Origin of the sequence: Streptococcus milleri (assembly GCF_900636525.1) — a bacterium.
Taxonomy (GTDB): domain Bacteria; phylum Bacillota; class Bacilli; order Lactobacillales; family Streptococcaceae; genus Streptococcus; species Streptococcus hominis.
Genome location: NZ_LR134288.1, coordinates 1,091,581 through 1,106,203, shown reverse-complemented (window position 1 = coordinate 1,106,203; position 14,623 = coordinate 1,091,581). Strand labels below are relative to the sequence as shown.

At 39.5% G+C, this 14,623-nt stretch carries 11 protein-coding genes; 10 read left to right on the top strand and 1 reads right to left on the bottom strand.

Translation table 11 applies throughout. The annotated features are described in order from the left end of the window. Positions 1–35: 35 nt before the first annotated feature. Positions 36–1,727: a phospho-sugar mutase gene (locus tag EL087_RS05430; protein WP_126407303.1), complete on the top strand. Its 1,692-nt coding sequence runs from the start codon at positions 36–38 to the stop codon at positions 1,725–1,727. Positions 1,728–1,780: 53 nt separating this feature from the next. On the opposite strand, the gene EL087_RS05425 is transcribed toward EL087_RS05430, so the two are convergent. Continuing rightward, positions 1,781–2,749, bottom strand: a complete 969-nt coding sequence (locus EL087_RS05425) for an NAD(P)/FAD-dependent oxidoreductase (RefSeq protein WP_003029201.1) — start codon at positions 2,747–2,749, stop codon at positions 1,781–1,783. Positions 2,750–2,875: 126 nt separating this feature from the next. Between EL087_RS05425 and EL087_RS05420 the strand changes: the two genes are divergently transcribed. The 9 genes from EL087_RS05420 to EL087_RS05380 all read left to right on the top strand — a co-directional run bounded on the left by EL087_RS05420 (position 2,876) and on the right by EL087_RS05380 (position 14,401). Beyond that, the gene (locus EL087_RS05420) at positions 2,876–5,419 is read left to right on the top strand and encodes a M1 family metallopeptidase (RefSeq protein ID WP_126407301.1); all 2,544 of its coding nucleotides are present in this window, start codon (positions 2,876–2,878) and stop codon (positions 5,417–5,419) included. 159 nt (positions 5,420–5,578) lie between these two features. Continuing rightward, positions 5,579–6,322: a DeoR/GlpR family DNA-binding transcription regulator gene (locus EL087_RS05415; RefSeq protein ID WP_126408151.1), complete on the top strand. Its 744-nt coding sequence runs from the start codon at positions 5,579–5,581 to the stop codon at positions 6,320–6,322. Next, on the top strand, positions 6,319–7,230 hold the full coding sequence (pfkB, locus tag EL087_RS05410; RefSeq protein ID WP_126407299.1) for a 1-phosphofructokinase: 912 nt from the start codon (positions 6,319–6,321) through the stop codon (positions 7,228–7,230). The genes EL087_RS05415 and pfkB overlap by 4 nt, the downstream gene beginning before the upstream one ends. Next, on the top strand, positions 7,227–9,176 hold the full coding sequence (locus EL087_RS05405; protein ID WP_126407297.1) for a fructose-specific PTS transporter subunit EIIC: 1,950 nt from the start codon (positions 7,227–7,229) through the stop codon (positions 9,174–9,176). Before pfkB ends, EL087_RS05405 begins: the two co-directional genes overlap by 4 nt. Before the next feature lie 162 nt (positions 9,177–9,338). Further along, the gene (locus tag EL087_RS05400) at positions 9,339–9,713 is read left to right on the top strand and encodes a DUF1149 family protein (RefSeq protein WP_003024043.1); all 375 of its coding nucleotides are present in this window, start codon (positions 9,339–9,341) and stop codon (positions 9,711–9,713) included. A gap of 3 nt (positions 9,714–9,716) precedes the next feature. Beyond that, positions 9,717–10,565 carry a DegV family protein gene (locus tag EL087_RS05395; RefSeq protein WP_126407295.1) on the top strand — a complete coding sequence of 283 codons (849 nt, stop codon included), beginning with the start codon at positions 9,717–9,719 and terminating at the stop codon, positions 10,563–10,565. Between the two features lie 10 nt (positions 10,566–10,575). Then, complete coding sequence (gene dapB, locus EL087_RS05390) at positions 10,576–11,343, top strand: 4-hydroxy-tetrahydrodipicolinate reductase (RefSeq protein WP_003042347.1); 768 nt, start codon at positions 10,576–10,578, stop codon at positions 11,341–11,343. Continuing rightward, positions 11,340–12,539, top strand: a complete 1,200-nt coding sequence (locus EL087_RS05385; protein WP_126407293.1) for a CCA tRNA nucleotidyltransferase — start codon at positions 11,340–11,342, stop codon at positions 12,537–12,539. Before dapB ends, EL087_RS05385 begins: the two co-directional genes overlap by 4 nt. Beyond that, complete coding sequence (locus EL087_RS05380; protein ID WP_126407291.1) at positions 12,536–14,401, top strand: ABC-F family ATP-binding cassette domain-containing protein; 1,866 nt, start codon at positions 12,536–12,538, stop codon at positions 14,399–14,401. The genes EL087_RS05385 and EL087_RS05380 overlap by 4 nt, the downstream gene beginning before the upstream one ends. The last annotated feature ends 222 nt before the right edge of the window (positions 14,402–14,623 follow it).

Below are 14,623 nucleotides of genomic sequence, written 5' to 3'. Positions count from 1 at the left end.
TTATTGAGAAATAATATATTAAAAGGAGTCGTTATATGAACTACAAAGAAGTTTATGAACAATGGCTAAACAATGATTTTTTCGATGAAGAAACAAAAGCTGATTTGCTGTCTATTCAGGATGATGAAGCTGAGATCGAAGATCGATTCTACAAGGGTCTTGAGTTTGGGACAGCTGGTCTTCGTGGGAAATTGGGTGCTGGTACCAACCGCATGAATAAATACATGGTAGGAAAAGCAGCCCAAGCATTAGCTGAAACCTTGAAAGACCATGGTGAAGAAGCGATTAAAAGAGGCGTTGCAATCAGTTATGATGTCAGATATAAATCAAAAGAATTTGCTGAATTGACTTGCTCTATCATGGCTGCTCATGGAATTAAAACCTATATTTACAATGGCATTCATCCTACACCAATGTGCTCGTATGCAATTAGAAAATTGCACTGTAAAGCAGGAGTCATGGTAACGGCTAGTCATAATCCACAAGAATACAATGGCTATAAAGCGTATTGGGAAGAAGGTTCACAGATTTTAGATGACATTGCAGGACAAATTGCAGGTCATATGGATGAAATTGTGAATTTTGAAGACATCAAGTCCATTCCTTTTGAAGAAGCCTTGGAAAGCGGTCTTGCAAATTATATTGATCCATCTGTTGAAGAAGATTACTACCAAGAAGTTCTCAATTTAACGATCAACGAAGATGTTGATAAATCTATCAAAGTTGGCTATACGCCTTTGAATGGTACAGGAAATATTCCTGTCAGAGAAATTCTGAGGAGAAGAGGATTTGAAAATATTTTCGTCGTAAAAGAACAAGAATTTCCTGATCCAGATTTTACAACAGTTGGTTATCCAAATCCAGAATTTCCAAAAGCATTTGCTTACTCTGAAAAGCTTGGAAAAGAAAATAATTGTGACATTTTGATTGCCAATGACCCAGATTGTGACCGTGTTGCTCTCGAAGTAAGAGATGCGAATGGCGATTATATCTTTTTAAACGGAAATAAGATCGGTGCTTTGCTTGCTTATTACATCTTCTCTCAACGTTATGCCCTCAACAATTTGCCGGAAAACCCTGTCATGGTGAAATCTATCGTTACAGGTGATTTATCTAGAGCAATAGCAAAGAAATATGGCATTGAAACAGTTGAGACTTTAACTGGATTTAAAAATATCTGTGGAAAAGCCAATGAATATGAACGCACCAAAGAAAAAACTTATGTGTTCGGTTATGAAGAAAGTATTGGCTTCTGTTATGGAACTTTTGTCAGAGACAAAGATGCTGTCAGTGCTTCTATGATGATTGTGGAAATGGCTGCTTACTTTAAAAAACAAGGTAAGACTTTGTTAGATGTTTTAAATGATATCTATACAGAATTTGGATTTTATAATGAAAGACAGGTTTCGCTTGAGCTAGAAGGTGTAGAAGGTCAAGAGCGAATTGGTCGCATGATGGAAGAATTTAGAGAACATCCGTTGACAACAGTTGGAGCAATGGAACTTGAAAAAGTGATTGACTTTAAAGATGGCTATCTTGATTTTCCAAAACAAAACTGCTTGAAATATTACTTTAAAGATGGTTCATGGTATGCACTCAGACCGTCAGGGACTGAACCTAAAATCAAACTATACATCTATTCAATTGGTAAAGACGAAAAGGAAAGTGTTGAAAAACTCGATCTCATTGAAAGGGCTTGCCGAGAAAAAATGGATAGCGTGAAATAAGCACATATAAAAAACTTGAAGCGCTCTTTTGAGAACTTCAAGTTTTTTGCTTTTTAAAGACTGGTCGAATGTTTTGGCTGTATTTTTTGGTCGGGATAGATATAGTTCATAGCATTGTTGATAGCTGTAGGAGCTTCGCCTAGTCCTGTGGCTATCAAATCAATCTTTCCGTCGTAACTACAGCAATCTCCAGCAGCATAGATACCTGCGACAGAAGTTTCTTGTTTGCTATTGACGATAATCTTGTGGCGATTGAGTTCTAGTCCCCATTTTTTCAAGTTTCCAACAGATGATTTGAAGCCATAATTGACAAAAAGCTGATCAAGCGGCAAGAGCTCTGTTTCATTGCTTTTCACTTTAGTAATCTCAAGATGAGTGAGTTTGTTTCCATCGCCTATAAGTTGACTTGGGACAAATGGTGTTTTAATCGTGACAGTAGAAGCTTTTAGCTCATTGACACTGTGTTCTAAAGCACGGAAATTATCCCTGCGGTGAATGATGCTGGTCGGTGCAATCTTATCAAAAGCCAATGCCCAATCAACAGCAGAGTCACCACCGCCTAGAACAACAATATTTTGCCCAGCGTATTGATTGATATTTGACACGTGATAGTGAATGTTTTCAAATTGGTCTACATTTTCTAGCTCCAGCGGACGTGGTTTAAAAGCACCACCTCCCATAGCAATCAAAATGGCTTTTGAGATGTGTTTTCCTTTGCTAGTTGTTAAGGTAAATAATTCATCGTTTTTTTCAATATCTAATACAGTCTCATTGAGATGTATGCTTGTTTCAAATGTTTTTACTTGATCAATCAAACGCTCAATCAATTCTTCACCTGTTAGATTGATAAAACCAGGAACATCCAGAATTTTCTTTTCAGGATAGAGAATGGCTGGCTGTCCACCGAGCTGAGGCAGCGAATCAATCAAATTTACTTTTGCTTGACGCATATGAGCATAAAAAGCAGCAAAAAGACCCACAGGTCCCCCACCAACAATCGTAATATCAAAAATTTCAGACATGATTTCTCCTTAAAATAGTAACGTATTTCTATTTTATCACAAAATGAGGAAAACGATAGAGAAATTGTGTTAGGACACGTGAATTATGTTACAATAGTTACAGATTATATTATTAAGGAGACATACATGCAAGCAGTTGCACATTTTATTGAAACATTTGTTCCAGAACATTATGATATTTTTTTAGATTTGAATCGGGAGCAAAAAACATTCACAGGTAAGGTCAGCATTAGCGGGGAAGCAAAGGGAGAAAAAATCTCTCTTCATCAAAAGGATTTGACAATCCAATCCGTTGAGGTAGCTGGCGAAGCTCGTCCTTTCTCTGTAGATAATGAAAATGAAGCAGTTTACGTTGAGCTTGGTCAAGCAGGAGTTGTTGAAGTAACGCTGACTTATACGGGTAAAATTACAGACAATATGACAGGGATTTATCCTTCTTACTATACTGTCAATGGAGTCAAAAAAGAAGTTCTTTCTACTCAATTTGAAAGTCATTTTGCACGTGAAGCCTTTCCAAGTGTAGATGAGCCAGAAGCAAAAGCTACGTTTGATCTTTCTTTGAAATTTGACCAAGAAGCAGGAGAAATCGCACTTTCAAATATGCCAGAAGTTGATGTAGAAAATCGAAAAGCAACTGGCATCTGGAAGTTTGCAACAACTCCTCGCATGTCGTCTTATCTTTTGGCGTTCGCGGCTGGTGATTTGCAGGGCGTTACAGCAAAAACGAAGAATGGTACCTTGGTCGGCGTGTACTCTACCAAAGCTCACCCTGCTTCAAATTTGGAATTTGCCTTAGATATTGCAGTTCGCTCTATTGACTTTTATGAAGAATATTATGGGGTGAAGTATCCAATTCCTCAATCTCTGCATGTAGCTTTGCCAGACTTTTCTGCAGGAGCTATGGAAAATTGGGGCTTGGTCACTTATCGTGAAGTTTATCTTTTAGTAGATGAAAACTCAACTGTTACAAGCCGTCAGCAAGTAGCTCTTGTGATTGCTCACGAATTGGCTCACCAATGGTTTGGTAACTTGGTTACAATGAAGTGGTGGGATGACCTTTGGCTCAATGAAAGTTTTGCCAATATGATGGAATATGTCTGTGTGAATGCCATTGAACCAACTTGGAACATTTTTGAGGACTTCCAAACAGGAGGTGTTCCACTGGCTCTAAAACGGGATGCAACTGACGGTGTTCAATCTGTCCATGTGGAAGTCAAACACCCAGATGAAATCAATACCTTGTTTGACCCAGCGATTGTTTATGCCAAAGGAAGTCGTCTTATGCACATGCTTCGTCGTTGGCTAGGAGATGAAGATTTTGCAAAAGGCTTGAATGCTTATTTTGCCAAACATCAATATGGTAATACAATTGGTCGTGATTTATGGAATGCTCTCGGTGCAGCTTCAGGGCGTGATGTGGCAGCTTTCATGGATTCGTGGCTAGAACAACCAGGCTATCCTGTTTTGACAGCGATTGTGGAAAATGACACTCTCAAAATTTCTCAAAAACAATTCTTTATTGGAGAAAAAGAAGAAAAAGGTCGTCTATGGGTTGTACCGTTGAATAGTAATTGGACTGGTATCCCAGATACCCTAGAAACAGAAACGCTTGAAATTCCAAATTATACAGCTCTTGCAGCTCAAAATGAAGGAGCACTTCGTCTTAATACGGAAAATACAGCGCATTACATTACTGATTATCAAGGCGAATTGCTAGACAATATTTTGGCAACTATTACGGACTTGGATAATACAAGTAAGTTACAAGTAGTACAAGAACGTCGTCTGTTGGCTGAAGCTGGTTCTGTTTCATTTGCAGACTTAATCCCAGTTATCGAAAAATTGACCAATGAAAAGTCTTATCTTGTAGTATCTGCTGTGAAGGCTGTACTAAATAGCTTGCGGACTTTTGTGGACGAAGGAACAGAAACAGAGGTTGCTTTCAAGAAATTACTCGTTAAGCTGAATCAAGCTAACTTTGACCGACTTGGATTTGAAGCGAAAGACGGTGAAACAGACGAAGATGAATTGGTTCGTCAAATTGTTGTAGCGAATATGATTGCGGCTGATGATGAAAAAGCGAGTCAAAAAGCTAGCCAAATTTTTGAAGCACATCAAGAAAACTTGGAAAAACTTCCAGCAGCCACTCGTTTGCAAATTTTGATTAACCAAATCAAACACCATGAGACAGCAGAATTGACTGATAACTATCTAGCAACCTACATTGCAACGGTTGATGGTAACTTCCAACGTCAATTGGCTTCGGCTCTGTCTTATACGAAGAGTGAAGCAACATTGACACGTCTTTTAAAAGAATGGAAAAATAAAGATGTTGTGAAGCCACAAGACTTGGCCATGAGTTGGTATTTTACTTTCTTACAACATGATTTTACTCAGGGAACGATTTGGACTTGGGCGCGTGAAAACTGGGATTGGATCAAGGCAGCTCTCGGTGGAGATATGAGCTTTGATAAATTTGTCATTTATCCAGCAAATGCTTTCAAGACGCATGAACGTTTGGCAGAATACAAAGCCTTCTTTGAACCACAATTGTCTGACTTGGCTATCAGCCGTAACATCAGCATGGGAATCAAAGAAATTTCCGCTCGTATTGATTTGATTGACAAAGAAAAAGCAGCTGTTGAAGCAGCAATCAAAGCAGCAGTATGACAGTATAAAAGAGAAAAGGTTGAATGATAATGTCAGCCTTTTCTTATTGCATTTTGCTATTTTATTAAAAAAGTGATAGTTTTTGAAAGAAAATGCTTGACTTTGAAATAGAATGGTGTATAATAAATCTGTAAACGATTGCAGGAAGAGGTGAGGTATATCTTAAAATCAGAGCGCAAGCAGGTGATTTTAGAAGCAATCAATCGTCATCAAGTTGTTTCTCTGGATAGCTTAGTTCGTTTGTTAAATACGTCTGAATCAACAGTGCGCAGAGATTTAGATGAATTGGAAGATGAAAGAAAACTGCGTCGGATTCACGGTGGAGCAGAAAGCATTCATTTTCTTCAAGAGGAAGAAAGCAATCAAGAAAAATCTATCAAAAACGTTCAAGATAAATTACGAATTGCTCAAAAAGCAGCGGAATTGATACAAGAACAGGATGTCATTTTTATTGATGCTGGAACGACAAATGAATTGTTAATCAATGAGCTTTCAAGCAAACATATGACGGTTGTGACCAACTCCATTCACCATGCTACAAAATTAGTTGAGAAAAATATTCCAACGGTTATTATCGGAGGGGTGGTTAAAAGCTCGACAGATGCTAGTATTGGTGGTGTTGCTTTGAACCAAATCGGTCAGTTGAATTTCAATAAAGCTTTTATTGGTATGAATGGGATTGATGAAAATTTCTATACAACGCCTGATATGGAAGAAGGAGCAGTCAAGCGAGCGATTCTTGAAAACGCCAAACAGACTTATATCTTAGCTGACGCCTCAAAAATCGGTCAGACCTCTTTCGTGAAAGTCGCACCTATCAAACGTGCAAGTATTATTACCAGTGCTTGTGCCAGTGAGCAATTGGAAAAGATAAAAGAAAAAACGGAGGTTATTGAAGTATGATTTATACTGTTACGCTTAATCCTTCTATTGACTATATTGTCCGTTTGGATAAGGTCAATGTTGGAAGCGTGAATCGTATGGAGAGCGATGATAAATTTGCCGGTGGCAAAGGCATCAACGTCAGTCGTGTGCTCAAACGTTTGGGAATTGACAATACAGCGACTGGCTTTATTGGTGGCTTTACTGGAAAATTTATTACTGACACCTTGGAAAATGAAGCGATTGCGACCCAATTTGTCCAAGTGTCAGAGGATACGCGTATCAACGTTAAGATAAAAGCAGACGCTGAGACAGAAATCAATGGAACGGGTCCGACTGTCTCACCAGAGCAATTGACAGCATTAAAAGATATTCTTTTAGGGCTGTCAGAGAAAGATACAGTTGTCTTTGCAGGGTCAAGCAATAAAAATTTAGGCAATGTTGTCTACAAAGAGCTGATTAGCCTGACGAGACAAACTGGAGCACAAGTCGTTTGTGATTTCGAGGGACAAACACTTATTGATTCACTAGAGTTTCAACCATTATTGGTAAAACCAAATAATCATGAACTGGGCGATATTTTCGGAGTGAAGCTGGAAAATTTGGATGAGATTGAGAAATACGCTCGTGAAATTCTAGCTAAAGGTGCGCAACATGTCATTATTTCTATGGCAGGTGATGGAGCGCTTTTGGTAACAAAGGACGGAGCTTATTTTGCAAAACCAATCAAGGGAATTGTAAAAAATTCTGTTGGAGCTGGTGACTCAATGGTTGCAGGCTTTACTGGCGAATTTGTTCGTTCAGGAAATGCTGTTGAAGCCTTCAAATGGGGAGTAGCTTGCGGAACGGCAACGACTTTCTCTGATGACTTAGCGACAGCCGCTTTTATTAACGAAACGTATGAAAAAGTAGAGGTAGAAAAAATATGAAAATTCAGGATTTACTGAGAAAAGATGTGATGTTGCTTGATTTACAAGCAACTGAAAAAACAGCTGCTATTGATGAAATGATTCATCGTTTAGTTGACCGTGGTTATGTGACGGATTTTGAAACATTCAAAGAAGGAATCTTGGCTCGTGAAGCTTTAACCTCAACAGGCTTAGGGGACGGAATTGCCATGCCACACAGCAAAAATGCCGCAGTAAAAGAAGCAACCGTTCTTTTTGCAAAATCAAACAAGGGTGTGGATTATGAAAGTTTAGACGGGCAACCGACAGATTTGTTCTTCATGATTGCTGCACCAGAAGGAGCGAATGATACTCACTTGGCTGCACTTGCAGAATTGTCCCAATATCTGATGAAAGATGGATTTGCAGATAAACTTCGTCAAGTGACTTCACCAGACGAAGTGATTGTGTTATTTGACCAAGCGTCTGATAAAGCAGCAGAGCCCGCAACGGTAGCACCAGCAACCAAAGATGGTGATTTCCTTGTTGCGGTAACAGCATGTACAACAGGAATTGCACATACTTATATGGCGCAAGAAGCTCTTCAAAAGGTAGCTGCTGAAATGGGAGTTGGTATCAAGGTTGAAACCAACGGTGCTAGTGGTATCGGAAACAAACTGACCGCAGAAGATATCCAAAAAGCAAAAGCGGTTATTATTGCGGCTGATAAAGCTGTAGAAATGGATCGATTTGACGGTAAACCATTGATTAACCGCCCAGTTGCTGACGGTATTCGTAAGACAGAAGAGTTGATTAACTTAGCACTATCAGGAAAAGCAGAAGTGTATCATGCAGCCAATAAAAAAGCTGCCTCCTCTTCAACAAATGCAGCAGGTGGATTCTACAAACACTTGATGAGTGGTGTTAGCCAAATGCTTCCATTCGTTATCGGTGGTGGTATCATGATTGCGGTGGCATTCTTGATTGACCAAGCAATGGGAGTGCCAAAAGATCAATTAGCAAATCTCGGTACTTATCATGAGTTGGCAGCAATGTTTAAGAATATTGGTGGTTTGGCCTTTGGCTTTATGCTTCCTGTACTGGCTGGTTATATCGCTTATTCTATCGCTGAAAAGCCAGGTTTAGCACCAGGTTTTGTAGCAGGTAGTATGGCTTCAGCAGGTCTTGCTTTTGGTAAAATTCCATTTGCTGAAGGTGGGAAAGCAACTCTTGCACTTGCTGGTGTACCTTCTGGTTTCCTTGGAGCTCTAGTGGGTGGTTTCCTTGCAGGTTACGTTGTAAACTTCCTTAAAAAAACCTTGAGTGGTCTTCCAAAATCACTTGAGGGTATCAAGTCCATTCTACTTTATCCACTTTTAGGTACATTGCTAACTGGTTTCTTGATGCTGTTGGTAAATATTCCAATGGCCGCTATCAATACTGGCTTGAATAGTTTCCTAGAAGGCTTATCTGGTAGTTCAGCTGTCCTCCTTGGACTCGTTGTAGGTGGTATGATGGCTATTGATATGGGTGGTCCTTTCAACAAAGCGGCTTATATCTTTGGTACAGGAACTCTTGCTGCAACTGTTTCAACAGGTGGTTCAGTTGTAATGGCAGCAGTTATGGCTGGTGGTATGGTTCCACCTCTTGCAGTCTTTGTCGCAACCCTTCTATTCAAAGATAAATTCACCGAAGAAGAACGCAATTCAGGTTTAACAAACATTGTTATGGGTCTCTCATTCATCACGGAAGGTGCTATTCCATTTGGTGCTGCTGACCCTGCCCGTGCCATTCCAAGCTTTATGGTTGGTTCAGCTTTAGCAGGCGCACTTGTCGGCATGGCTGGTATTAAACTCATGGCACCGCACGGAGGTATCTTCGTTATTGCACTTACTTCAAATGCCCTTCTCTATATCATCTTCATCTTGATTGGCGCAATTGTAAGTGGTGTGTTATTCGGAGCGCTTCGCAAACCATTGAATAAGTAATGATGAGTTTCATCGTTCTAGGAGTTGGAAAAAAATTTCTCCAGCTCCTTTTTTTAATCTGAAAGAAAGATTGAAAGGAGATGATTTTCATACTGATTAAAATAGTCAGGCGCTGGAAAATATGTTATAATTTTAATAACGCATATTTTGAGGAGAAATGAAATGGAATTACAACGCGAAAAAGAATTTGTCAGTCAATATCACTATGACGCACGTAATTTAGAGTGGGAAAAAGAAAACGGAACCCCAGAAACAAAAGTGGATGTCAATTTTCAATTGTTAAATCAAGATCAAGAAGGACAAGTAACTTCTATCGTTGTAATTGTGAGCTTTATGATTGTCTTTGATGCTTTTGTAATTAGTGGAACAATCTCACAAGTCAACCATATCATGGGACAAATTGTCAATGAGCCAAGTGAATTTGAGCAGGACGAAGTGGAACAACTTGCTCGTCCAAGTTTGTCCGTCTTAAATCGTTTGACCTATGAAGTAACAGAAATCGCCTTGGATTTACCAGGTATCAATTTGGAGTTTTAATGCATGAAATTAGCCGTAATTACTGATTCGTCAGCATATTTGGATAGCAAAGTCATCGAAAATGAGCATTTATTTGTCTTAGATATTCCCGTTAGTATTGACGGGGTTGAGTACATCGAAGGAAAGAATCTTTCTGCTAGCGAATTTTATCAAAAAATGGCAGCCTCTAGTGAATTGCCAAAAACTAGCCAACCGAGTATCGCTAGCTTAGTGAACAACCTGTCTTTAGTAGAAGGGCAAGGTTATACTCATGTCATTGGACTGTTTTTATCGAGTGGCATTTCTGGCTTTTATCAAAATATTCAGTATTTGAAAGATGAATTTCCAAGTTTAGAAATTGCTTTTCCAGATTCAAAAATCACAAGTGCGCCGCTTGGAATGATGGTGGAGCATATTTTGAACTGGGCTGAACAAGGGTTAGCGTTTGAGCAAATTCTGAGCAATCTTGACGTTCAAATCAAGGGAATTGGCGCTTTTATCATGGTAGATGACTTAAATCATTTGGTAAAGGGCGGTCGTTTGTCGAACGGCGCTGCAATTCTGGGGAATTTGCTCAGTATTAAGCCGATTCTTTACTTTAATGACGAGGGTGTCATTGAGGTTTATGAAAAGATTCGTACCGAGAAAAAAGCTACGAAACGCCTAATTGAGATTGTTAAAGAGCAGACCGCACAAGGAAATTACCAAGTGGTGATTATTCATGGAAATGCTTTGGAAAAAGCAGAACATTTACATCAATTGTTGTTAGAAGATGGTGTTTCCGGAGAGATTCCAATTGCGACATTTGGTAGTGTGATTGGAACTCACCTGGGTGCTGGAAGTATTGCCTTAGCTTATATTCCGATTATTTAAGGAGAATTCCATGAGTATAAAGGTCATTATTGCTGGTTTCAAAGGAAAAATGGGACAAGCTGCTTATAACATGGTGACAGAAGATCCTGCTTTAGAGCTCGTTGGACTGCTTGATCCGTTCACTCCAGAAAGAGAAGTAGCTGGTGTTCCCGTTTTTAATCAGAAAGAAGATTTGAGTGGCGTAGAAGCGGATGTATGGGTTGATTTTACAACTCCTAAAGTAGCGTATGAAAATACTCGTTTTGCATTAGAACATGGCTTTGCTCCTGTGGTTGGAACGACTGGATTTACATCAGATGAAATCAAAGAGTTAGTTGAGCTTTCTCGGCAAAAAGATCTGGGAGGCTTGATTGCTCCTAATTTTGCTGTGGGAGCGGTTCTCTTGATGCAATTTGCAGCGCAAGCAGCTAAATATTTTCCAGATGTGGAAATCATTGAATTACATCATGATCAGAAAAAGGATGCGCCGAGCGGCACAGCGATTAAAACAGCTGAATTGATCAGCAAGGTGCGCCACCAAAAACATCAGGGTGCAATGGACGAAAAAGAGTTATTACAAGGAGCGCGTGGTGCAGAAATGGACGGCATGCGTATTCATTCGGTTCGTTTACCAGGATTGGTGGCTCATCAAGAAGTCATCTTTGGCGGACAAGGTGAAGGACTGACACTTCGTCATGATTCGTACGATCGTAAGTCTTTCATGACGGGGGTGAATTTAGGTATTAAGGAAGTGGTCAAGAAAAAAGAGCTTGTCTACGGATTGGAATATTTATTATGAGATTAGAAAATCTGCCTTCTGAATTTCAGGAGGCTTTACCAGTATTAAAGAAGATTAAGAATGCCGGTTTTGAGGCGTATTTTGTCGGTGGTTCGGTCCGCGATGCTTTATTGAATCGACCGATTCATGATGTGGATATTGCAAGTTCCAGTTATCCAGAAGAAACCAAACGTATTTTTGAGCGAACGATTGATGTCGGAATTGAGCATGGGACAGTTTTAGTCTTAGAAGACAATCATGAATACGAAGTGACGACTTTTCGGACAGAGGATATCTATGTAGACTATCGCAGACCTAGCCATGTCACATTTGTTCGTTCTCTCGAAGAAGATTTAAAACGGCGCGATTTTACGATCAATGCTTTGGCTTTGGATGAAGCAGGGAATGTGATTGATTTATTTGCAGGGTTAGCTGATTTAGAAAATCAGATTTTACGTGCTGTAGGAACACCTTCGGAACGTTTCAACGAAGACGCTCTGCGCATTATGCGAGGATTTCGTTTTCAGGCAGCTTTAGGTTTTGACTTGGACACAGACACATTTCAGGCTATGAAACTGTATTCGCCGCTATTAGAAAAAATTTCTGTGGAGCGGACTTTCATTGAATTTGACAAACTACTGACAGCGTCTTATTGGCGTAAAGGATTGAAAAGTCTGCTTGCCAGTGGTGCAACGGACTATTTACCTGACATGCGCAGCAGCCAATCACAATTGAAAACAATGTTTGATATTAAAGTAGATTTTCAATTTACGAGTTCAGAGCAAGCCTGGGCTACTCTTTTAATGGCTCTTCAAGTAAATAATGTTAAAAAATTCCTCAAACATTGGAAAACTTCAAATGAATTTCAAAAGCGCGTAGAGCAAATTGTCACGATTTATACTATCCGCCAAAGGCATTTTCTGGATAAGGAAGAATGCTATCGTTTTGAACTGGACCTGATGATACAAGCAGAAGAAATTCGTCAAGCACAGGGATTAGCGGTTGATTTTGAAAAAATTCATTCTACTTATGATTCACTAACGATTCATGATAAACATGAAATTGTCGTCAATGGTGGCCTGTTAATCAAAGAGTTTGGTTTTAAGCCGGGGCCTGCTTTAGGACAGCTCTTGACTGAGATTGAGACGGCTATTGTGAATGGTGTCTTGGATAACCGTCTGGAGGCTATTTTAGCTTTTGTAGAGGAGAGAAGATGAGTGACTTTATTGTTGAAAAGTTGACTAAAACGGTGGGAGATAAGACTGTTTTTAAAAATATTTCCTTTATTATTCATGATTTGGATCGGGTTGGCTTGATTGGGGTCAATGGAACTGGAAAAACGACTCTTTTGAATGTCCTGTCTGGAAAATCTGGATTTGACGGGGATGTCAATCCTTTTTCTGCTAAATCGGGCTATAAGATTGGTTACTTAACCCAAGAACCGCACTTTGATGACGACAAAACGGTACTAGATACGGTTTTATCTAGCAATCTGCGAGAAATGCAGCTCATTCGTGAGTATGAGCTATTGCTGTCTAACTATGATGAAAGCAATCAATCTCGTTTAGAGAAAATTATGGCTGAAATGGATGCTCTTCAAGCTTGGGAAATTGAAAGTCAAGTTAAGACTGTTTTGTCGAAGCTAGGTTTGAACGACTTATCTGCTAAGGTAGGCGACCTGTCGGGTGGTTTACGACGGCGCGTGCAATTGGCGCAAGTCTTGTTAGGAGACGATGACTTATTGCTCCTTGATGAGCCGACAAATCATTTGGATATTGATAGTATCGAATGGCTGACGAATTTTTTGAAGAATTCCAAAAAAACGGTTCTTTTCATTACCCATGACCGCTATTTTCTAGATCATGTTTCGACGCGGATTTTTGAATTGGACAGCGGAGATTTGCTTGAATATCAAGGAAATTATCAAGATTATGTTCGTTTGAAGGCAGAACAAGACGAGCGAGATGCTGCCCTTCTCCATAAAAAGCAGCAACTTTATAAGCAGGAATTATCCTGGATGCGCCGTCAGCCACAGGCCAGAGCAACCAAGCAGCAAGCTCGAATCAATCGTTTTCAAGATTTGAAAAAAGATTTATCTGATCAAGCGATTCAGACAGACTTAGAAATGAATTTCGAGACCAGTCGGATTGGGAAGAAAGTGATTGAATTTAAAGATGTGGACTTTGCTTATGGTGATAAGAAGATTCTTTCTCATTTCAATTTGTTAGTTCAAAATAAAGATCGGATTGGGATTGTGGGGGATAATGGTGTTGGAAAATCTACCTTGCTCAATCTAATTGCTGGGAAATTAGCACCTCAATCTGGTCAACTTATGATTGGCGAGACAGTTCGTGTGGCTTATTTTTCACAGCAAATTGAAGGGTTGGACGAATCCAAGCGCGTTATTAATTTCTTGCAGGAAGTCGCAGAAGAAGTTAAGACATCTGTGGGGACGACATCTATTGCTGAACTGCTAGAACAATTTCTCTTTCCTCGCTCCACTCATGGAACTTTGATTGAAAAATTGTCTGGAGGAGAGAAAAAACGGCTTTACCTTCTCAAGTTATTGTTGGAAAAGCCGAATGTTTTGCTGTTGGATGAGCCGACTAATGACTTAGATATTGCAACGTTAACGGTGCTGGAAAATTTTTTGCAAAGCTTTGCCGGCCCAGTTATGACTGTTAGTCACGATCGGTATTTCCTTGATAAAGTAGCAGATAAGATTTTAGCCTTTGAAGAGGGAATTATCAGAGAATATTTCGGCAATTATACTGATTATCTGGATGAAAAGGCGTTTGAGCTAGAGAGATCTGCCATTTCCCAACAACCTGAAAAGGAAAAAGTAGCTAAAGTGCGAGAGGAAAAGAAGCGCTTAAGCTACTTTGAAAAACAGGAGTGGGAGTCTATTGAGGGAGATATAGAGAAGCTTGAGGAGGAAATTGTAGCTATTGAGCGGGAAATGCAGGAATATGCTTCGGACTTCGGTCGACTCGCTGAACTTCAAAAAGAGCTGGATGGTAAAAACGATTTACTTTTGGAGAAATATGAGCGCTACGAATACTTGAGCGAGCTAGTATAGAATTGACTGCTGCCTGTAATGTATGTTAAGTGTGATTGCATTTTTAAACAAGGTCTATTTACAAGTCCTATAAAATTTGGTATAATACCAATTAATTGAATAAGAATCCGCAAGACTAGTAGCTTAGGGGAAGTTTGACAGGGAGAAGAACCAGAGACTGAGAGTTCTTTAGATGAAAACTAGGTAAATTCACTTGCAATAGGATTTAGAATTAAGGTCTGG